Source organism: Variovorax sp. KBS0712, assembly GCF_006323185.2.
In the GTDB taxonomy this organism is placed as follows: Bacteria; Pseudomonadota; Gammaproteobacteria; order Burkholderiales; family Burkholderiaceae_C; genus Variovorax; species Variovorax boronicumulans.
On record NZ_VCCD02000001.1, the window covers coordinates 2,202,020 to 2,220,622 of the forward strand.

General features: G+C 69.4%; 16 protein-coding genes. 5 read left to right on the forward strand and 11 right to left on the reverse strand.

Translation table 11 applies throughout. The features are described from left to right. Positions 1–118 precede the first annotated feature (118 nt). Positions 119–1,195: a M48 family metalloprotease gene (locus FFI97_RS10130; RefSeq protein ID WP_185993590.1), complete on the forward strand. Its 1,077-nt coding sequence runs from the start codon at positions 119–121 to the stop codon at positions 1,193–1,195. Positions 1,196–1,219: 24 nt separating this feature from the next. Here FFI97_RS10130 and FFI97_RS10135 read toward each other — a convergent pair whose 3' ends face one another. Beyond that, positions 1,220–2,959 (reverse strand): dipeptidase, encoded by a 1,740-nt coding sequence (locus tag FFI97_RS10135; protein ID WP_409574623.1) that lies wholly within the window; start codon positions 2,957–2,959, stop codon positions 1,220–1,222. A gap of 48 nt (positions 2,960–3,007) precedes the next feature. On the opposite strand from FFI97_RS10135, the gene FFI97_RS10140 reads away from it, so the two are divergent. Beyond that, positions 3,008–3,592 (forward strand): DNA-3-methyladenine glycosylase I, encoded by a 585-nt coding sequence (locus tag FFI97_RS10140; protein WP_139706381.1) that lies wholly within the window; start codon positions 3,008–3,010, stop codon positions 3,590–3,592. Positions 3,593–3,684: 92 nt separating this feature from the next. Here the strand turns inward: FFI97_RS10140 and FFI97_RS10145 are convergent, their stop codons facing one another. The 3 genes from FFI97_RS10145 to metE form a co-directional block, all read right to left on the reverse strand. Further along, a complete protein-coding gene (locus tag FFI97_RS10145) occupies positions 3,685–4,029 on the reverse strand; it encodes a hypothetical protein (RefSeq protein WP_062481853.1) in 345 nt (114 codons plus the stop codon). A gap of 197 nt (positions 4,030–4,226) precedes the next feature. Next, positions 4,227–5,015, reverse strand: coding sequence for a hypothetical protein (locus tag FFI97_RS10150; RefSeq protein WP_260684952.1), 789 nt, complete (start codon positions 5,013–5,015; stop codon positions 4,227–4,229). Between the two features lie 103 nt (positions 5,016–5,118). Then, positions 5,119–7,455: a 5-methyltetrahydropteroyltriglutamate--homocysteine S-methyltransferase gene (gene metE / locus FFI97_RS10155; protein WP_139706385.1), complete on the reverse strand. Its 2,337-nt coding sequence runs from the start codon at positions 7,453–7,455 to the stop codon at positions 5,119–5,121. A 100-nt stretch (positions 7,456–7,555) separates the two neighbouring features. On the opposite strand from metE, the gene FFI97_RS10160 reads away from it, so the two are divergent. Both FFI97_RS10160 and FFI97_RS10165 read left to right on the forward strand, forming a co-directional pair. Continuing rightward, on the forward strand, positions 7,556–8,482 hold the full coding sequence (locus FFI97_RS10160; RefSeq protein ID WP_139706387.1) for a LysR family transcriptional regulator: 927 nt from the start codon (positions 7,556–7,558) through the stop codon (positions 8,480–8,482). 86 nt (positions 8,483–8,568) lie between these two features. After that, positions 8,569–9,834, forward strand: coding sequence for an MFS transporter (locus FFI97_RS10165; RefSeq protein WP_144004419.1), 1,266 nt, complete (start codon positions 8,569–8,571; stop codon positions 9,832–9,834). On the opposite strand, the gene mmsB is transcribed toward FFI97_RS10165, so the two are convergent. The 5 genes from mmsB to FFI97_RS10190 are packed head-to-tail and all read right to left on the reverse strand — an operon-like array spanning position 9,819 to position 14,971. Further along, on the reverse strand, positions 9,819–10,715 hold the full coding sequence (gene mmsB, locus FFI97_RS10170) for a 3-hydroxyisobutyrate dehydrogenase (RefSeq protein WP_070059330.1): 897 nt from the start codon (positions 10,713–10,715) through the stop codon (positions 9,819–9,821). The genes FFI97_RS10165 and mmsB overlap by 16 nt on opposite strands. 40 nt (positions 10,716–10,755) lie before the next feature. Next, complete coding sequence (locus FFI97_RS10175) at positions 10,756–11,874, reverse strand: enoyl-CoA hydratase/isomerase family protein (RefSeq protein ID WP_139705275.1); 1,119 nt, start codon at positions 11,872–11,874, stop codon at positions 10,756–10,758. 27 nt (positions 11,875–11,901) lie between these two features. Next, positions 11,902–13,056 carry an acyl-CoA dehydrogenase family protein gene (locus FFI97_RS10180; RefSeq protein WP_062476448.1) on the reverse strand — a complete coding sequence of 385 codons (1,155 nt, stop codon included), beginning with the start codon at positions 13,054–13,056 and terminating at the stop codon, positions 11,902–11,904. Further along, entirely contained in the window at positions 13,053–13,451 is a 399-nt protein-coding gene (locus FFI97_RS10185; protein WP_139705273.1) for a lysozyme inhibitor LprI family protein, read from the reverse strand. The genes FFI97_RS10180 and FFI97_RS10185 overlap by 4 nt, the downstream gene beginning before the upstream one ends. After that, positions 13,448–14,971 carry a CoA-acylating methylmalonate-semialdehyde dehydrogenase gene (locus FFI97_RS10190; protein WP_095947476.1) on the reverse strand — a complete coding sequence of 508 codons (1,524 nt, stop codon included), beginning with the start codon at positions 14,969–14,971 and terminating at the stop codon, positions 13,448–13,450. The genes FFI97_RS10185 and FFI97_RS10190 overlap by 4 nt, the downstream gene beginning before the upstream one ends. A gap of 152 nt (positions 14,972–15,123) precedes the next feature. On the opposite strand from FFI97_RS10190, the gene FFI97_RS10195 reads away from it, so the two are divergent. Then, a complete protein-coding gene (locus FFI97_RS10195; protein WP_139705285.1) occupies positions 15,124–16,032 on the forward strand; it encodes a LysR family transcriptional regulator in 909 nt (302 codons plus the stop codon). A gap of 13 nt (positions 16,033–16,045) precedes the next feature. Here FFI97_RS10195 and FFI97_RS10200 read toward each other — a convergent pair whose 3' ends face one another. Together FFI97_RS10200 and FFI97_RS10205 are read right to left on the reverse strand one after the other, a co-directional pair. After that, positions 16,046–17,113 carry a DUF4241 domain-containing protein gene (locus tag FFI97_RS10200; RefSeq protein ID WP_139705270.1) on the reverse strand — a complete coding sequence of 356 codons (1,068 nt, stop codon included), beginning with the start codon at positions 17,111–17,113 and terminating at the stop codon, positions 16,046–16,048. Positions 17,114–17,125: 12 nt separating this feature from the next. Further along, positions 17,126–18,523: a CoA transferase gene (locus FFI97_RS10205; protein ID WP_139705268.1), complete on the reverse strand. Its 1,398-nt coding sequence runs from the start codon at positions 18,521–18,523 to the stop codon at positions 17,126–17,128. Positions 18,524–18,603 lie beyond the last annotated feature (80 nt).

An 18,603-nucleotide genomic window follows, 5' to 3' on the forward strand; every position in this document is an offset into this window, starting at 1 on the left:
CCTCGCCTTGCCTGGAACGCCCGGTCGCCATCGCCACCGGGCAACTCCCCTTCCCTCGATGGCATCCGGCATCGCGTCCGCGCCTGGATGCGACCGATGCCCAGCACCTCTTGAGCGAATGAACAACCCTCGCCCGTCCTTCTTCCCGGCCTGCGCGTCGATCGCGGCCACCTTTGTCCTCACGGCCTGCGCCGCCTCCATCCGGCCGGCCAGCGATGACCCCGACGTCGTGCAGGAGCAGGCCCTGCAGCACTCGCTGTCGCTGAACCACCGCATGACGCTGCAGCGCCGGCTCGACGACGTGGCGATCCCGCTCCTGGAGCACAGCGCGCCGTTCTGCGGTGGCGACGTGCGGGCCAGCCTGGGCGCGCACGTCGCCAGCCTGTGGAGCTTCGAGAAGGAAGAACGCGCGGCGGCGAAGCAGACCCTGCACCTGGACGACCGGCTGACCGTGCTGTGGACGCTCGACCGGAAGCAGGCGCCGGCCACGCCCCTGCGCGCCGGGGACGTGCTGCTTTCCGTCGGCGGCAAGCCGCTGCCCGCGGGTGAGAAAGGGATCGATCGGCTCAATGCGGTGCTGATCGACGCCGCGCGCACCAAGCCCACCAAACGCGAAGGCTGGCTGGAGGCCGTGGTGCAGCGCGAGGGCCAGTCGACGGCGCTGCGCCTGCCATACACCACGGCGTGCAACTACACCGCCGTCACGCGCATGAAGAACGAGGTCCATGCGGACAACGACGGGCACGAGATCGTCGTCAACTCGGCGCTGATGCGCTTCTTTCCCGACAACCGCGACCTCGCGATCGTGCTGGGGCACGAGCTGGCCAACGGCGTGCTGTCGCATGGCGGCAAGACGCGCGCGGTGGGCATCGCGGCCGGCATCGTGGATGGCGCGCTGGGCGGCACCGGGCTGGCGCAAGAGGCGCTGTCGTCGCCCTTCTCGCAGCAGTTCGACGCCGAGGCCGACTACCTCGGCCTCTACATGGTGGCCACCGCGGGCTACGACATCGACGGCGCCGAACGGATCTGGCGCGAGCTCGGGGTGCACACGGCAGGCGCGAAGAAGAAGGGCTTCATGAGCACCCCGCCGAGCTCCGCCAAACGCTTCGTCGCGATGCGGCGCACCATCGCCGAGATCCAGGCCAAGACGAAGAACGGGGCACCCCTGGTGCCCCTGGCGAAATCGAAATCCTGACGCGTCGCGCCCCAGCGCCGGCCGCTACTGCATCTGCTGCAGGTTGCCGATGCGCACCAGCATCTCGGTGAACATCTGCATGTCGGCGTCGAGGTCGGGCACCTCCTTGTATTCCTTCGCGTTGTGCGCCGTGTATTTCTTGCCGGGCATCGCGGGGCCGAAGTTGATCGCATTGGGCATCAGCTTGGCCGTGGTGCTGCCGGCGGTGGGCACGGGCTTGGCTTCGAGGCCGGTGGTGTCGCCGAAGATGTTGAGCAGGGTCGAGAGCCATGCGCCCTTCGGATCGCGCGCCATCCAGTTGCCCTGGTCGTAGGCCAGCTCGAGCTTCACCTGGCTGGCCGTGGCCCAGCCGTTGACCTTGGCTGCCACCTGCGTCTTCAGTTCGTCCGGCGTGCGGCCGCGCGGCATGCGCACGTTGGCCGTCACCTCGAGGCGGCCGTCGGCGCCCATGCGCACCAGCGTGGGCGACATCGTGAGCGGGCCCATGAAGTCGTCCTGGTAGCCCAGCCCCATCTTCTCGCCGAGGTAGCCGGTGCCGTAGAGCGCGTCGATGTACTGCACGGCGCGCAGGTAGGGGTTCGCGGCCAGCGGCACGCCGGACTCCTTCAGGAACAGCGCCAGGCGCGGCACGGGGTTCACGCCCTCTTCGGGCCGCGAGCCGTGGGCCGAGGTGCCCGTGACCTTCAGCTCGACGGCTTCGGCGCCGCGCACGATGTCGATGGCGAACTTGCCGCCCTGGCCTTCGTACTTGCGCACGAAGGCGGCCTTGGCGGCCTCGAGCTTCGCGGCCACGGCCGCGAGGTCGCCGCCCTTGAGCGTGGCCGTCGCGGTCTGCGGAATGGCGTTGGCCGAGGCCGCACCGCTCATCGCGGTGATGGCCGTCGCGGCGGGGTCGGCCGCTTCCGCGGGGAAGAACACCTTGAGCGCGCCCGAGCCCTTCTCGGCCACGACCGCGGGGTACTTGCTGTCGAGCACGATGTTGTAGGCCGGCAGCGGCGTCTTGTCGCGGTAGTACTGCATCGCGTCGCCGCCGGTTTCCTCGGTGGTCTCGATCATCAGGCGCACGCCGCGCTCCACCGGCAGGCCGCTGTCCTTCACGGCCTTCATGGCGTAGAGCACGGCGGCGATGGAGCCCTTGTCGTCGATGGTGCCGCGCCCGTAGAGGAAGTCGCCCACGCGCGTCATCGCGAAGGGGTCCAGGCGCGTGCCGTCCTCGAGCACCCATTCGGACAGCACGGCCGGCACCACGTCAGCGTGCGTGAGGATGCCGAACTCCTCGCTGCCGCGGCCCTTGAGGCTCACTTCGAAGATACGGCCGTCGACGTTGCGGTAGCCCAGCCCGAAATCTTTCGCCATCTTCTCGACCAGCTGGCCGAACGCGACCATCGGCGGGCTCTCGTGCGGCGGCACCTGCACGTTGCGCACGGTGGGCAAGGCGACCATGGTGCCGATGCTGGCGATCACGGCCTGCTGGTTCTGCAGCCGGTTGTACAGGCCGAGCAGGCGCGCGATGTTGACGAGGTCGTCGCCCGCCAGCGCCTTGCCGCCGGTGTAGACCGCCACGCTGGGCTGCAGCGCGGGCTGGGCCTGCGCCGCTTGTGCCAGGAAAGCCTTGAAATCGGGCGCCGTGCGGCCGCCCTTCCAGGCGGCGGCGAGCTGGTCGAGCGCGGGCTTCTTGAGGGTCTCGGCACCGGCCGGGACAACGACGGCGAGCGCCATGAGAGCCAGCGAAAGCGCCGACAATGAAAAACGAGACTGCTGCATCAGGGTCACCCCCTCATTTCGAAAACATTCCCCGACGATAGCCGAGCCATGCCTCACGACGACAGCCTTTCCTCGCCCCTGCGATGCGCCTGGGCCCGCACCGATCCGCTGCTGGCCAGCTACCACGACGCCGAATGGGGCGTGCCCGAACGCGACAGCCGCGCGCTGTGGGAAAAGCTGATGCTCGACGGCTTCCAGGCCGGCCTGTCGTGGCTCACCATCCTGCGCAAGCGCGACGCCTTCCGCGCGGCCTTCGAGGGTTTCGTGCCCGAGACGGTGGCGCGCTTCACGCCGGCCGACGTCGAGCGCTTGATGCAAAACGCGGGCATCGTGCGCTCGCGCGCCAAGATCGAGGCCGCCATCGGCAATGCCAAGGCCTACCTGGCCATGCAGGCGGCGGGCGAAGATTTCTCTGATTTCGTCTGGGGCCTGGCGGGCGGCCAGCCGGTCGTCAACACCTCGGGCACCGTGCCCACGCAGACGCCGCTGTCCGAAGCGATGTCCAAGGCGCTGAAGCAGCGCGGCTTCAAGTTTGTCGGCCCGGTGATCGTCTATGCCTGGATGCAGGCCACGGGCATCGTCGACGACCACGCACCCGACTGCCATTGCCATCGCGACCACCGCCGCGCCTGAGCAGGCATGAAAAAACCGGACGGTGCAGTTGCACGGTCCGGTCTTTTCGGGTGGTGGTCTCTTTCAACCGAGGCGGCTTGCGCCGCCGTCGATCACAGGCCAGCCTGGCGCGTGAAGCTGCGTGCCTGCGAGGGGATCACGCTGCCGGCGAAGGATTCGCGGCGCAGGTTCTGGCCGGGAGCGTGGGCGGCTGCCACGGCTTCGGCGCGGACCGAGGCGCGGTCCACCGACGAGGCCAGCACGGGGGCCACGCTGGCCGACACGGCGTCGCTGTATTCGTTGCCGGCACGGGCGGCGGCCACGGCTTGCGGTGCCACGTCGGCACGGCTGTAGCCGGAGGTCACGGCATGAACGCCTTCGTAGGTCTCTGCGTGGGCGGCGCCAGCGGCGGCGAGCAGGGAGAGAGCGGCGGCGGCGAGGATGTTCGAGGTCTTCATTTCAATTCCTTCTTGATCGGGCTTTGGATGCCCTGAAGTGTGCGCCAAATTCCTAGGGTAAACCCCAGTCAATCTGAATCGCAGTGTTCACGGAATTGAAACAATCACGGGGAACTTTCCGACATGCGGGGTTCGCGTGAAACTTTTTCGTACAAATGCCCCCGAGTTTGCAAACTTTGGCGCGCTTTCGTCAAGTCTCAGGGACGCCCCCAGCTGCGCACCAGCGTGCGGATGGCGACCGCGCCGCTGCCCTTGACCTCGGCGCGGTAGCTGCCGAGCAGCGCCTCACGCTCGGCGGCGGCCTGCGGTTCGTTGCGCCAGGCGAGCAAGGCGGCCACGTCGGCGTCGGGCAGCGCCAGCAACAGCGCCTGCGTGACCAGCTTTTCGAACTCGCGCGCCACGGTCATCAGGTTGCGCGGTCGCGGCGAGGTGACGCCGCGCGACCAGAGCGAGTCGAGCGCGGTGTCGAGCGTGCGGTCGGGCAACGAACTGAACTGCCCGGCATTCCCGCGCGCCAGCTGCTTGACCACCGCGCTCATGAGCAACTGGCTCGAGAAATCGATCTCGCGCGTCTCGGCCACCGTCATGCGCGACAGCAGCTCGACGCGCGCCGGATCGGCCGGCCGCGCGTGCTGCTGGTGGAAGAAGGTCACCTTGGCGGGCTCGTCCATCGCGGCGTAGTCGGCGCGCAGCTTCGCCAGGCGTGCCACGGCCTCCAGCACGGGGGCCCCCGGCGCGGCGGCGCCCTGCCCGGCCGCCGCCACGTCCTGACGGATCGCGGCCACCGAGGCGTTCACGTCGAAGGCGCGGCCGGCCGCCACGTCGAGCGACTGCAGCGCCTTGTCGGCGATGGCGAGGTCAGGCGGTTCCAGCAGCTCGCGCGCACCGCGCGACACGGCGCCGGGGCCGTAGGCGTTCTGGTAGCGCGCCTGCACGCCCTCGAACTGGAGCAGGGCCTGCGCGCGGTCCTGCGTCCACCCCGTCAAGGGGGCAAGGAGCAACGACAGCAACAAGAGGCAACGGGACGGCGACAGGCGGGACAGCAAGGACATCCCGCATTATTGGCACGCCGCGATCCCGCGCCCTTCATCAGGCCTGCGCCAGCTCCCCGCGCAGCAGCTTCGCGGCCGCCACCATGTTCGACAGCGCCGCCTCGGTCTCGGGCCAGCCGCGGGTCTTGAGGCCGCAGTCGGGGTTGATCCAGAGGTTCTCGCCCGGCACCACCTGCGCGGCCTTGCGCATGAGGCGCACGATCTCGTCGACCGAGGGCACGCGCGGCGAGTGGATGTCGTACACGCCGGGGCCGATCTCGTTCGGGTAGCGAAAGCCGCCCTCCCCGCCGAAGCCGCGCAGCAGCTCCATGTCCGAGCGGCTGGTCTCGATGGTGATCACGTCGGCGTCCATCGCGGCGATCTCCGGCAGGATGTCGTTGAACTCCGAATAGCACATGTGGGTGTGGATCTGCGTCTGGTCGCGCACGCCCGAGGCGCTGATGCGGAAGGCGCGCGTGGCCGCCTTCAGGTACGCCGGCCAGCCCGCGCGGCGCAGCGGCAGGCCTTCGCGGATGGCGGGTTCGTCGATCTGGATGATGCCGATGCCCGCGCCCTCGAGGTCGTTCACCTCGTCGCGGATCGCCCACGCGATCTGCTCGCAGGTCGTGGCGCGCGGCTGGTCGTCGCGCACGAAGGACCACTGCAGGATGGTCACGGGGCCGGTCAGCATGCCCTTCATCGGCAACTTGGTAAGGCTCTGCGCATAGGCGGTCCACTCGACCGTCATCGCGGCCGGGCGCGCCACGTCGCCGAAGATCACCGGCGGCTTCACGCAGCGCGAGCCGTACGACTGCACCCAGCCGTTGGCGGTGAAGGCGAAACCGTCGAGCTGCTCGCCGAAGTACTCGACCATGTCGTTGCGCTCGGCCTCGCCATGCACCAGCACGTCGATGCCCAGTTCTTCCTGCTTGCGCACGGCCAGTGCGATCTCGGCGCGCATCTTTTCTCGGTAGCCAGGGGCATCGAGCTCGCCGCGCTTGAAGGCGGCGCGGGCTGCGCGGATCTCGGCGGTCTGCGGGAACGAGCCGATGGTGGTGGTCGGCAGCGCGGGCAGCGCGAAGCGCGTGCGCTGCAGCTGCTGGCGCTGCGGGAAAGCGGACGCGCGGCGGTCGTCGCCGGCCACGCTGCGTGCCAGGCGCAGCGCCACGTCGGCGCGGTGCACGCGCGGGCTGGCGCGGCGCGCGGCCACGGCGGCGCGGGCGGCCGTGAGATCGGCGGCCACGGAGGCTTCGTTGCCCTCGACGGCGGCACGCAGCACGCGCAGCTCATCGAGCTTCTCGATCGCGAAGGCGAGCCACGATTTCAGTTCGGTGTCGAACTTCGTCTCGGCCGCGAGGCTGAACGGCACATGCAGCAGCGAGCACGACGGCGCGATCCACAGCTCGCCCTGGTGCTTCTCGGCCACGGGCCTGAGCTTGCCCAACGCCACATCGACGTCGGTGCGCCAGATGTTGCGGCCGTCGACCACGCCGACCGACAGCACCTTGTGCGCCGGCAGCCAGTCGGCCACGCCGGTCAGCTCTTGCGGCGCGCGCACGGCATCGACGTGCAGGCCGGCCACGGGCAGCTGGCAGGCCAGGCGCAGGTTCTCGGACAGCGGCGAGAAGTAGCTCGCCAGCAGCAGCTTCGGCGCATTGCGCGCGATCTGCCAGTACACGCGCTCGAAGGCGTTGCGCCAGGCTTCGGGCAGGTCGAGGCCGAGGATCGGCTCATCGATCTGCACCCATTCCACGCCCTGCTGCTTGAGCCGGCCGAGCACCTGCTCGTACACGGGCAGCAGCGATTCGAGCAGCGAGAAGCGGTTGAAGCCAGCCGCCTTTTCCTTGCCCAGGTACAGGAAGCTCAGCGGCCCGAGCAGCACGGCCTTGACCACGTGGCCGGCCTGCTGCGCCTGCGCGACCTCGTCGAACAGGCGCGTGGACGCGAGCCTGAACTGCGTGGCCGCATCGAACTCGGGCACGAGGTAGTGGTAGTTGGTGTCGAACCACTTGGTCATCTCGAGCGCGAAGGTGCCTTCGGCGCCGTGGGTGCAGCTGTCGTCGTGCACATGGCCCGCTTCGTCTTCCACGCCGCGCGCCATCTTGAAGTAGCGCGACAGCTCGGGCTCGTCGCCGCTGAAACCGAAGCGCGCCGGCTCGCAGCCCAGCAGCTGGATGTGGTTGGCCACGTGGTCGTAGAAGGCGAAGTCGCCCACGGTCACGAAGTCGAGCCCCGCGTCGCGCTGCGCCTGCCAGTGGCGCGCGCGCAGCGCCTCGCCGACGGCTTCGAGCGCGGCATGGCCGGTTTCGCCGCGCCAGTGCTTCTCGAGGGCGAACTTGAGTTCCCGGTGGGCGCCCATGCGCGGAAAGCCGAGGATGTGGGTACGGGTGGTCATTGCAGGTAATCCGGTCGCTGGTCTTGGAAACCGGTGATCCTCGGCGTTTGGCGCATATGATTCAAACGAAACCTTTTGCCCGTTCGCTTGAATCATTTTCATGATGCAGTCCATCCTCGAGATCCGCCACCTGCGCACGCTGGCCGCGTTGCGCGACACCGGCAGCCTGGTGCGCGCGGCGCAGCTGCTCAACCTCACGCAGTCGGCGCTGTCGCACCAGATCAAGCTGCTCGAAGAGCGCTACGGCGCCCAGCTCTTCGAGCGCAAGTCGGTGCCGCCGCAGTTCAGCACCACGGGGCTACGGTTGTTGCAGCTGGCCGACACCGCGCTGCCGCTCGTCGAAGAGGCCGAGCGCGACGTGGCGCGGCTCGCGCTGGGGCGCAGCGGACAGCTGCGCATCGTGGTCGAGTGCCACACCTGCTTCGACTGGCTGATGCCCGCGATGGACGCCTTTCGCCAGCGCTGGCCCGAGATCGAGCTGGACATCGTCTCGGGCTTCCACCCCGACCCGATCGCGCTGGTGATGCAGAACCGCGCCGAGGTGGCGATCGTCTCCGAGCAGGACCCCGATGAAACGGTCGACTACCACGCGCTGTTCCGCTTCGAGATCGTGGCGCTGCTGGCCAACGACCATGCGCTGACGGCCAAGGCGCATCTCACGGCCCGGCACTTCGCCGACCAGACGCTCATCACCTACCCCGTGCCCGACGAGATGCTCGACATCGTGCGCCAGGTGCTGGCGCCCGCCGGCGTCGAGCCCGCGCACCGGCGCACGACCGAACTCACGGTGGCGATGCTGCAGCTGGTGGCCAGCGGACGCGGCGTGGCCACGCTGCCGCTGTGGGCGGTGCAGAATTACCTCGACCGCGGCTACGTCACGGCGCGCCGCGTGGGCGCCCGGGGCCTGACGGGGCGGCTGTACATGGCCTGCACGCAGGCCACGTCGGCGCGGCCCTGGCTGGACGACTTCGTGCGCGTCACGCGCGAGAGCTGCTTCAAGAGCCTGCCGGGGATCGAATTGCTGTGAACCCGAGGGCGGGAGGATCACGTCCGAATCCGGCCAGTGCGTGGTGGTGCACGGCCTGAAGATCGACCACCACCACGGATCGCCCCATGACATCGCCGAACACGCCCGACTCCCCCGCCGCGCCACGCCACCGCTTCTTCCACGGCTGGCTCGTGGTCGCCGGCGCCTTCGCCGTCATGTTCGTGGGCTTCGGCTGCGCCTACACCTTCAGCGCGTTCCTCGATGCGCTGCAGCGCGACTTCGGCGCCTCGCGCGGCGAGGTGTCGCTGGTGTTCTCGCTCGCGGGCTTCCTGTACTTCGGGCTCGGCGTGTTCAGCGGTCCGCTCGCCGACCGCTGGGGCGCGCGGCGGCTGGCGGTCGCGGGCATGGTGCTGGTCGGCCTCGGGCTGGTGCTCGCGGGGCAGGCGCGCAGCCTGACGCAGATCTTCTGGGCCTACGGGCTCGGTGTCGGCCTTGGCGTGGGTGCTTCGTACGTGCCGGTGCTGGGCGCGGTGCAGCGCTGGTTCGTGCGCCAGCGCGGCTTCGCCTCCGGGCTCGCCGTGAGCGGCATCGGCGTGGGCACGCTGGCGATGCCGCCGCTGGCCTCGTGGTTCATCGACACGCTGGGCTGGCGCGACGCCTACCTGGCGCTCGGCGTGCTCGCGGCCGTGGTGGGCGTGGGCATGGCGCTCCTGGTCGAGAACGATCCGCGCGCACACGGCCTCGGACCTGATGGCGATCCACCGCAGGCGCAGGCTTCCACCGCGCTGCCGCCCGGCGCCTCGGTGCGCGAGGCCGTGGGCTCAGGCCGTTTCGCGGGGCTGTACGCGGCCTGCCTCATCAGCTCGTTCGGCTTGTTCGTGCCCTTCGTGCACCTGGTGCCTTACGCGCTCGACCACGGCGTGGCCGCATCGTCGGCGGTGCTGCTGCTCGGCGCGATCGGCGTGGGCAGCACGGCGGGCCGCTTCTTCCTGGGCGGGCTGGCCGACCGCATGGGCCGCGACCATGCGCTGCCGCTGATGTCGGCGGGCATGGCGTTGTCGCTGGTGGTGTGGGCCGTGTCGGGCGGGTTCTGGGGGCTGGCCCTGTTCGCCTTCGCCTACGGCGTGTTCTACGGCGGCTTCGTGGCGCTGCTGCCCGCGCTGGTGATGGACTGGTTCGGCGGGCGCCACATCGGCGCGATCATCGGCATCCTGTACACCAGCGTGGCCATCGGCACGCTGATCGGGCCGAGCGCCGCGGGCTTCGCCTTCGACCTCACGCGCAGCTACCTGCTGCCGATCCTCGTGGCGATCGGCGCCAACCTCGTGGCGGCCGGCCTGCTGCTCGCGATGGCGCGGCGCGGCCGGCGCGCCGTTCAGCCGGCTTTCTGAACCAGCTTCAGCACGCTCGAGAAATCGAGCGCGCCGTGGCCCGCAAGGCTGTGCGCCGCGTACAGGCTGCGCGCCAGGCCGCCCAGCGGCGTGGCCGCGCGCACGGCGGTGGCGTTTTCCTGCGCCAGGCCCAGGTCCTTGAGCATCAGGTCGGTGCCGAAGCCGCCGGCGTAGTTCTTCGAGGCCGGCGCGGCTTCCATCACGCCGGGCACGGGGTTGTACTTCTCGAGCGCCCAGTTGCCACCCGAGCTGCGGCGCATGATTTCGGACAGCACCTTCGGGTCGAGCCCGTTGGCCACGCCCAGCGCGAGCGCCTCCGAGGTGCCGATCATCAAGATGCCGAGCAGCATGTTGTTGCAGATCTTGGCGGTCTGGCCCGCACCGGCCGCGCCGGCGTGGAAGATGTTGGCGCCCATCTTCTCGAGCACCGGGCGCGCACGCTCCAGGTCTTTGGTGTCGCCGCCGACCATGAAGGTCAGCGTGCCGGCAATGGCGCCGCCGGTGCCACCCGACACGGGCGCGTCGATCATCGCGACGCCCTTGGCGGCGGCGGCCTCGGCCACCTTGCGCGAGGTGGCGGCGGCGATGGTGCTGCTGTCGATCACGAGCGTGCCGGCCTGGATGCTGTCGAGCAGGCCGGGCTTGCCGGCGCCGCCGAGGAACAGGCCCTCGACATGCGCACTGGCGGGCAGCATGCTGATCACCACCTCGGCGCCGGCCACGGTCTCGGCGGCCGACTTGGCGATCGGCAGGCCTTCGGCAGCGAACTTCTTGCAGGCTTCGGCCGAGAGGTCGAAGGCGCTGAGCGTGTGGCCTGCCTTGTGCAGGTTCAGGGCCATCGGGCCGCCCATGTTGCCCAGGCCGATGAATGCGATCTTCATGTGTCTTGTCTCCGTTGTTCTGTGCAGGGAATGGGGCCGGTCAGGTCAGCGAGGCCAGTTCCGCCGGCATCTCGCCGCGCGGACGCAGGTGGTCGTCGACGAAGGCCGGCGTGATCTCTTCGAGCGTGGCGGGGTTCCAGCGCGGGTTGCGGTCCTTGTCGACCAGCACGGCGCGGATGCCTTCGGCGAAATCCTTGTTCGCGCAGAAGCCCAGCGAGGCCCAGTACTCGAGACGGAACACCTCGGCCAGCGACATGCGCGGCACGCGCTGCCAGAGCTCGAAGCTCAGCGCGATGGAGCTCGGCGCGCCCTTGGTGAAGGTCTTCGAAGCGGTCTGCAGCCAGGCGTCGTCGCTTTGCACGTCGCGCAGACGCCTGGCAATGTCGAGCAGGTCGTCGCCGGACATCAGCGCGTTGATCGTGTCGTAGTGCTCGCGCACCTTCGAGGCGGGCATTTCGGCGCCCTCGCCCGCCTTGGCGAGGATGCGCGACAGCGTGGCGCGGTCGGCCTTGGCGTCGCCGCCGGCCCACTGCGTGGACGCGATGGCCTCGATCACCGCGCCCTTGCGCTCCTGCGGCACGAGCACGTCGGCCAGGCCGCAGAAGATGGTGTCGTGCGCGTTGATGTTGGCGGCCGTGAGCGCCAGGAACAGGCCCGTGCGGCCCGGTGTGCGGCGCAGGAACCAGCTGCCGCCCACGTCGGGGTACAGGCCGATGTTGATCTCGGGCATGGCGATGCGGCTTTGCAGCGTCATCACGCGGTGCGAGGCGCCCGCCAGCAGGCCCACGCCGCCACCCATCACGATGCCGTGGCCCCAGCACAGGAAGGGCTTGGGGAAGGTGTGGATCAGGTGGTCGAGCTCGTACTCCTCGCGGAAGAAGTCTTCGGCGTAGGTGTTGCGTTCGGGGCCGCAGTCGAGCAGCGTCTGGTACAGCTGGCGCAGGTCGCCGCCGGCGCAGAAGGCTTTCTCGCCCGCCGCGTCGAGCAGCACACCGATGATGCCGGCGTCGGCTGCCCACTCGCGCAGCTTGGGCGTGAGCAGGCGCACCATGTCCACGGACAGCGCGTTGAGCGAGGCCGGCGCATTGAGCGTGGCCACGGCAAAACGCTGGCCGCCGGCGGTCTTGATTTCGTTGAAGAGAACTACGTTGTCGGTCATTGTTTTCAGGTCCTGGGTGCGGCGGGGTCAGCGGATGTCGCTGTCGCCTTCCAGCAATTTTCGCGCAACGATGACGCGCATGATTTCGTTGGTGCCTTCGAGGATCTGGTGCACGCGCGTGTCGCGCACCAGGCGCTCGAGCGGGAACTCGCTGAGGTAGCCGTAGCCGCCGTGCAGTTGCAGCGCGTCGTTGCAGACATTGAAGCCCGCGTCGGTCGCGAAGCGCTTGGCCATGGCGCAATAGGTGCTCGCGTCCGCATGGCCCGCGTCGAGCTTGCTGGCGGCCAGCCGCACCATCTGCCGCGCGGCGACCAGCTCGGTCGCCATGTCGGCCAGCTTGAACTGCAGCGCCTGGAAGCTCGCGATCGGCTTGCCGAACTGCTGGCGCTCGTGCAGGTAGCGGCGCGCCGCGTCGAGCGCGCCCTGCGCCGCGCCCACCGAGCAGGTCGCGATGTTGATGCGCCCGCCGTCCAGGCCCTTCATGGCGATGCGAAAGCCCTCGCCTTCCTTGCCCAGCAGGTTCTGCGCCGGCACGCGCACGTTGTCGAAGTTGATGGTGCGCGTGGGCTGGCTGTTCCAGCCCATCTTGTGCTCCTTCTTGCCGTAGCTCACGCCGGGCGCATCGGCCGGCACCGCGAAGGCCGAGATGCCGCTGGCACCCGCGCCGCCCGTGCGGGCCATGAGCACCAGCACGTCGGTCGAGCCGGCGCCGGAGATGAAGGCCTTGCCGCCGTTGATGACGTATTCGGCGCCCTGCAGCTCGGCGCGCGTCTTCAGCGAACCCGCGTCGGAGCCCGCGCCCGGCTCGGTCAGGCAGTACGACGCCAGCTTGCGCCCGCTCGTGAGGTCTTCGCCCCACTGCTGCGCCACGGCGTCGGTGGCCCAGGTGCCGAGCATCCACGTCGCCATGTTGTGGATCGTGATGAAGGCCGTGGTCGACGGGTCGACCGCGGCCATTTCCTCGAACACCAGCGCCGAGTCGAGCCGCGGCAGGCCCAGGCCGCCGATGCGCTCGGGCGCGTACAGGCCGCAAAAGCCCAGCTCGCCGGCCTTGGCGATGGCCTCGCGCGGAAAGACCGCCTCGGCGTCCCACTGCGCGGCATGCGGTGCGAACTCGGCCTGCGCGAAATCGCGCGCGGTCTGTGCAAAGGCGTTCTGTTCTTCGGACAGTTCGAAATTCATGGTTGACGACCCTTCCAGAGGTCCAGTTCGGCGGTGCGTTTGCGGGTCGATTTTTCCAGGCACGCGTTGAACACCAGCGGCCAGATCGAGCCGCCTTCGTTCGCCTTCGCGGCCCGCTTGCACCCGGGGTCGCGGCCCTTGAGCCAGGTCCGCTGCTCGGTGCGCAGCGCGACGCGCATCTGAGGCGAGAGCGTCTTCATCACCTCGCCGTAGCGGATGTTGAGCTCGGCGTCGGCCGCGCGGAAATCGCGCAGCGCGCAGTCGTTCATCTGCTGCTGGTTGCCGTTGGGGTTGCAGTCGACCGGCTCGTCGGAGCCGGCCGCCTGCGCCCCGCCGGCCAGCAGGGCAAGCGCCGCCGCGGCGGGCCAGGCTGCGACGCGAAGCCCCTGCCTCACTTGAGGCTGATCGTGGTGTTGACGCCGTGCGAGACGGTGCTGTCGTCGAACCAGCGTGCCGTCACGGTCTTGGTCTGCGTGTAGAACATGATGACCTGCTTGCCGTACGGGCCCAGGTCGCCGAGCTTGGAGGCGCGCGAACCGGTGAACGAGAACATCGGGACCGGCACCGGGATCGGCACGTTGATGCCGACCTGGCCCACGTCGATGTCTTCCTGGAAGCGACGCGCCGCGGCGCCCGACTGCGTGAAGATCGCCGTGCCGTTGCCGTTCGGGTTGCTGTTGATCAGGTCGATGGCCTCGTCGATGGTCTCCGCGTCGGCGATGCACAGCACGGGGCCGAACACTTCCTGTTCGTAGATCGTCATGCCGGGCTTCACGCCGGTGAAGATCGTCGGGCCGACGAAGTTGCCCTTCTCGTAGCCGGGCACGGTGGGCTTGCGGCCGTCGAGCACGAGCTTGGCGCCGTCGGCTTCGCCGCGTTCGATCAGGCTGTTCACGCGGTCGTACGCTGCGCACGAAACGAGCGGGCCCACGTCCACGCCCTTTTCAGTGCCCGCGCCGATCTTCAGCGTCTTGGCCTTCTCGATGAGTTCGGGCACCCAGTTGCGCGCCTCGCCCACCAGCACCGCGACCGACACGGCCATGCAGCGCTGGCCCGCCGCACCGAAGCTCGCACCGGCCAGTGCGTTGAGCGTCTGCTCCTTGTTGGCGTCGGGCATCACGATGGCGTGGTTCTTCGCGCCCATCATGCATTGCGCGCGCTTGCCGGCCAGCGTGGCGCGGTTGTAGACGTGCGTGCCGACCTTGGTCGAGCCGACGAAGCTGATCGCCTTGATGTCCTTGTGGTCGCAGATGCCGTTGACGACGGCTTCGCCGCCGTGCACCACGTTCAGCACGCCGGGCGGCACGCCGGCTTCGAGCGCCAGTTCGCACAGGCGCATCGTGACCATCGGGTCCTGCTCGGAGGGCTTGAGCACGAAGGTGTTGCCGGTGACGATGGCCATCGGGAACATCCACAGCGGGATCATCGCGGGGAAGTTGAACGGCGTGATGCCGGCGCACACGCCCAGCGGCTGCAGCAGCGTGTAGGTGTCGACGCCGTTGGCCACGTTGTTGGCCAGCTCGCCCAGTTGCAGGTTGCCGATGTTCGAGGCGTGCTCGACCACTTCGAGGCCGCGGAACACGTCGCCCTCGGCGTCCGGCAGCGTCTTGCCCTGCTCGGCCGTGAGGATCGCGGCCAGCTCGCCCATGTTCTCGCGGATGAGCTGCTGTAGCTTCAGGAAGATGCGGGCGCGCGCGCCCAGGGGCGTCTTGCGCCAGGTCTTGAAGGCTTCCTTGGCGGAGGCCACGGCGGCGTCGAGTTCGGCTTGCGTGGCGAAGGGCACGCGGGCCAGCACCTGCTGCGTGGCCGGGTTGACGACGTCGCGCCATTCGGTGGTCTTCGATTCGACGAACTTGCCGCCGATGAGCAGCTTGACGGTGGCGACCTGGGTCGAGGGGGTGGTGGTGGCGTCCATGGGGGTTTGTCTCCTGTGAATACGGGACCGGTTCGAACCGGTGCAGCCTGCATCCTAGCTTTGCAGATTTGCCATGACAATAGACAAATATGCGTCATCGCTTTGCAAAAATGCAAAGCACCGCACGCCACCCCGCACGAGGCCGCACGCACATGGACTGGGACAACCTGCGCTACTTTCTCGAACTCGCCCGCTCGGGCACGCTGATGAGCGCGGCGCGCCGGCTGGAGGTCGACCACACCACCGTCGCACGGCGCATCCAGGCACTCGAAAAAGAGGTGGGCGCACCCCTCTTTTCGCGCGAGGCCGGCGGCCACCGGCTCACCGAGGCGGGTCGCCGGCTGCAGCCGCAGGTCGAGGCGATGGAGAGCGCCTTCCAGGCCGTGGAGAGCACCGCGCCGGCGTCGCAGGAAGGCTTGTCGGGGCTGGTGCGTATCGGCGCCACCGAGGGCTTCGGCACCGTGGTGCTGGCGCCGCAGTTGGCATTGTTCGCGGTGCAGCACCCGAAGCTCACCATCGACCTTCTCGCGATGCCGCGGCTGGTGCACCTGTCTCGGCGCGAGGCCGACATCGTGATCTCGCTCGAACGGCCGGCGCGCGGGCCGGTGGTGGTCACCAAGCTCACCGACTACACGCTGCGCCTCTACGCCTCCAAGCAGTACCTGGCCGCGCACAAGCCCATCAAGACCCGCGAAGACCTGCGCGGCCACACCTTCATCAGCTACGTGGACGACCTGCTGTTCAGCAAGGAGCTGCAGTACCTGGACGAACTGCACCGCCCCGACAGCTTTGCGCTGCGCAGCACCAGCGTGCTGGCGCAGCACCGGGCGGTGGCGGCGGGTGCGGGGATTGCGGTGCTGCCGGCGTTCATCGCGCAGGACGACCGCGCGCTCAAGCCGGTGCTGCCCGACGCGGCGAACTTCACGCGGACCTTCTGGATGTCGATGCCGGCGGAAACGAAGCACCTGGCGCGCATGCAGACCGTGTGGGAATTTCTGCGCGCGACGGCCACGGCGCAACAGCAGGTGCTGTTGCCCGACAGCGCGGCGAACGCCAAGTGACCGGTTCGCGCGCTCAGGAAAACAGGCGCTTCAGGAACCCAGGCTTGGCCGCCGGCGCCGGTGCCGCCGCCTTTTCGAGCAGCTCGATCAGCCCTTCCACGCGCGGCTTCTTGAGCCGGCGCGCGTAGTCGATGTAGCTCTCTTCCTCATCCATGCGATAGAACTGCGGCGGCATCGGCAGTTGGCCTGGCAGCGCCGCCAGCAGCACGCGCAGCGCGTCCAGCTGGTTCATGCGGATGGCGCTCATGATCGCGGTCTCGCCGAGCGAGGGAATGATCTCGTTGGGCTGCGCGAGCCCGCCGTCGAGCAGGGGCTGGATCGCCGCCGCATCGCCTGCGACCGCTGCCGCGCCCAGCGCCTCGAGCGCCGCCAGTTTCTCTGGCGAGAGGCTGGCCAGGTAGGCGTCGCTGCGCTTGTCGTCCTCGTCGCGCGCGTCGCCGCCCTGCATGACCATGAAGTCGGTCACGAGCGCCACGGGTTCGCCTTCGGCATCGAGCGCCCAGAAGCTCGGGTAGCTGCCGTCGCCCCAGCCCGCACTGAAGATCACCACGTTGTTCGCGCTGCCCGCGCCCAACGGGTAGTGATCGGCGATGTCGGCCGAAGCGAGGTCGGCGCCGAGCACATCGTCGTAGTAGCTCACGTACTCGGGGTTGGTGGCGGACTCGCGCGCCTCGCGCTCGGCCATGGCCTTGGCGCCGTCGGCGTCCATGAAGCAACCGACGCCGGCATCGACCGGGTAGCCGTAGAACTCGTCGCTGCCGAGCTCGTCCTGCGATTGCCCTTCGAGCAGCGCCGCCTCCCATTGCAGATCGTTCGCCTGCAGGCTGCCTTGCTCACGCAGCCACAGCACGGCCAGCGCATGGCGGCCCCCGCCTTGCAGCACCTCGACGGGGAATGCGCCCCGCCCGCTCACGCTGCGAACGAAGGGCTCTCGCTCGGGCTGCACCAGTGGATCGCAGGCCACGATGCGGCCGCTCGTGATGTTCAGGGCGCCGCACGCCTGCCGCTGCAGATGCCGCACGCGCAGCGCCTCGTCGTCAAGAAAAATGCTCTGGAGGTTGTCGAGGTCGAGATAAGCCATGCGCCCAGTTTCTCATCCCCCGGCAGTGGCGGGCCACACGGGCGGATGGCTGCCCGGCGGCATCGACGACCGCGGCCAGGCGGCCGGCGTGCGTGACAGCTGCGCGCTGTGGCGCACCGCCGCCAGTTCGCCGAAGCCCGAGGCGGAGGTCTCGACGTACGGCGCGACATCGGCCCGCGCGATCGACAGCCCGCCGTCCACGCGTCTCAGCCCGCGCAGCCACTGCCCCGTCTGCGCCAGCGACACCTGCACATGCCAGCTGCCACCCTCCTGCTGCTGCCGCCACAGCGCCGCGGCGGCGCCGAGGGCGATCAGGTAGCCGCTGGCTTCGTCGAGGATCTGCATGGGCATCGGACGTGGCTTGCCATCGCCCGCCGCTTCGCCCTCGGCATGGTTGAAGCCCATGGCGGTCTGCACCAGCGAATCGAAGCCGCGCCGACCGGCCCACGGCCCCTGCGTGCCGTAGGCCGTGAGCGAGACGCAGACGATGCCCGGCCGCTCACGCGCCAGCGCCTCGGGGCCGAAGCCCAGCGCCGCGATGCCGCCGGGGCGGTAGCCCTGCACGAAGACATGCGCGTCGGCGACGAGGCCGTGCAGCACGGCGCGACCTGCGTCGGTGCACAGGTCGATGTGCGTCGAGAGCTTGCCGCGGCTGGTGTCGGCGATGGATTCGATGTTCGGCAGGTTCGGCGAATTGACCAGCATCACGTCGGCGCCATAGGCCGCCAGCGCCCGGCCGCCGACCGGCCCCGCGAGGATGCGTGTGAGGTCGAGCACGCGCAGGCCTTCGAGCGGTCGCTGGTCGCCTTGCAGCGGCGGCAGCGCGAGCGGCGGTGCGTCGCCGATGCGCTCGATGGTGAAGAGCGGCTGGGCCGCCACCGCCTGCCCGTGCGGCGTGGCGTCCCATTCGTCGAAGCGACGCAGCGCGGTCGCCACCAGGCCTTGCGCGGCGGCGGCCGATTCGAAATCGATCGCGCGCCAACCGGCCATCGCGGCCTCGGCGTCGGCGCGCGTGGCGCTGGCCGGGTCCAGCTTCATCAGGCGCAGCGCGCCTTCGCGGTGGTGCTTGAAGTTGGCGTGGATGCGCACCCAGCCGTCGGCACAACGGTACATGCCGGAGAAGGTGTCCCACAGCTCGGGCACGCGGCCGTCGAGGCTGAACCAGCCCGTGCAGTCGAGCGCGGCGTGCAGCGTGTCGACCGCGACCTCTTGCCGCGCCACGCCGCGCCGGTGTCCCAGCTCGCAGGCCGCGAGCGCGGCGGCCGCGATGCTGGCCTGCGCCGCGAGGCCGACCGCGAAGGACGACGGCAGCACCGGGTCGGCACCCGTGAGCCGCGCGAAAGCCAGCGCCTCGGCGGGCAGCCCCGCCAGTTGCCAGAGACCGGCCAGGACTTCTTCACTCGTTGCCATGCGTCAACCCTTCAGGGGAAAGAGGAAATGAAAAAGGCAGGGTCCGCTTGCGCGGCCCTGCCCTTGTTGTTGTCGTTGCG

What these genes read in the sequence shown, in the direction of transcription:
- FFI97_RS10130 (WP_185993590.1), top strand. Translation starts at nt 119, where the DNA reads ATGAACAACCCTCGCCCGTCCTTCTTCCCGGCCTGCGCGTCGATCGCG.
- FFI97_RS10135 (WP_409574623.1), bottom strand. Translation starts at nt 2,959, where the DNA reads ATGCAGCAGTCTCGTTTTTCATTGTCGGCGCTTTCGCTGGCTCTCATG.
- FFI97_RS10140 (WP_139706381.1), top strand. Translation starts at nt 3,008, where the DNA reads ATGCCTCACGACGACAGCCTTTCCTCGCCCCTGCGATGCGCCTGGGCC.
- FFI97_RS10145 (WP_062481853.1), bottom strand. Translation starts at nt 4,029, where the DNA reads ATGAAGACCTCGAACATCCTCGCCGCCGCCGCTCTCTCCCTGCTCGCC.
- metE (WP_139706385.1), bottom strand. Translation starts at nt 7,455, where the DNA reads ATGACCACCCGTACCCACATCCTCGGCTTTCCGCGCATGGGCGCCCAC.
- FFI97_RS10160 (WP_139706387.1), top strand. Translation starts at nt 7,556, where the DNA reads ATGATGCAGTCCATCCTCGAGATCCGCCACCTGCGCACGCTGGCCGCG.
- FFI97_RS10165 (WP_144004419.1), top strand. Translation starts at nt 8,569, where the DNA reads ATGACATCGCCGAACACGCCCGACTCCCCCGCCGCGCCACGCCACCGC.
- mmsB (WP_070059330.1), bottom strand. Translation starts at nt 10,715, where the DNA reads ATGAAGATCGCATTCATCGGCCTGGGCAACATGGGCGGCCCGATGGCC.
- FFI97_RS10175 (WP_139705275.1), bottom strand. Translation starts at nt 11,874, where the DNA reads ATGACCGACAACGTAGTTCTCTTCAACGAAATCAAGACCGCCGGCGGC.
- FFI97_RS10180 (WP_062476448.1), bottom strand. Translation starts at nt 13,056, where the DNA reads ATGAATTTCGAACTGTCCGAAGAACAGAACGCCTTTGCACAGACCGCG.
- FFI97_RS10190 (WP_095947476.1), bottom strand. Translation starts at nt 14,971, where the DNA reads ATGGACGCCACCACCACCCCCTCGACCCAGGTCGCCACCGTCAAGCTG.
- FFI97_RS10195 (WP_139705285.1), top strand. Translation starts at nt 15,124, where the DNA reads ATGGACTGGGACAACCTGCGCTACTTTCTCGAACTCGCCCGCTCGGGC.
- FFI97_RS10200 (WP_139705270.1), bottom strand. Translation starts at nt 17,113, where the DNA reads ATGGCTTATCTCGACCTCGACAACCTCCAGAGCATTTTTCTTGACGAC.
- FFI97_RS10205 (WP_139705268.1), bottom strand. Translation starts at nt 18,523, where the DNA reads ATGGCAACGAGTGAAGAAGTCCTGGCCGGTCTCTGGCAACTGGCGGGG.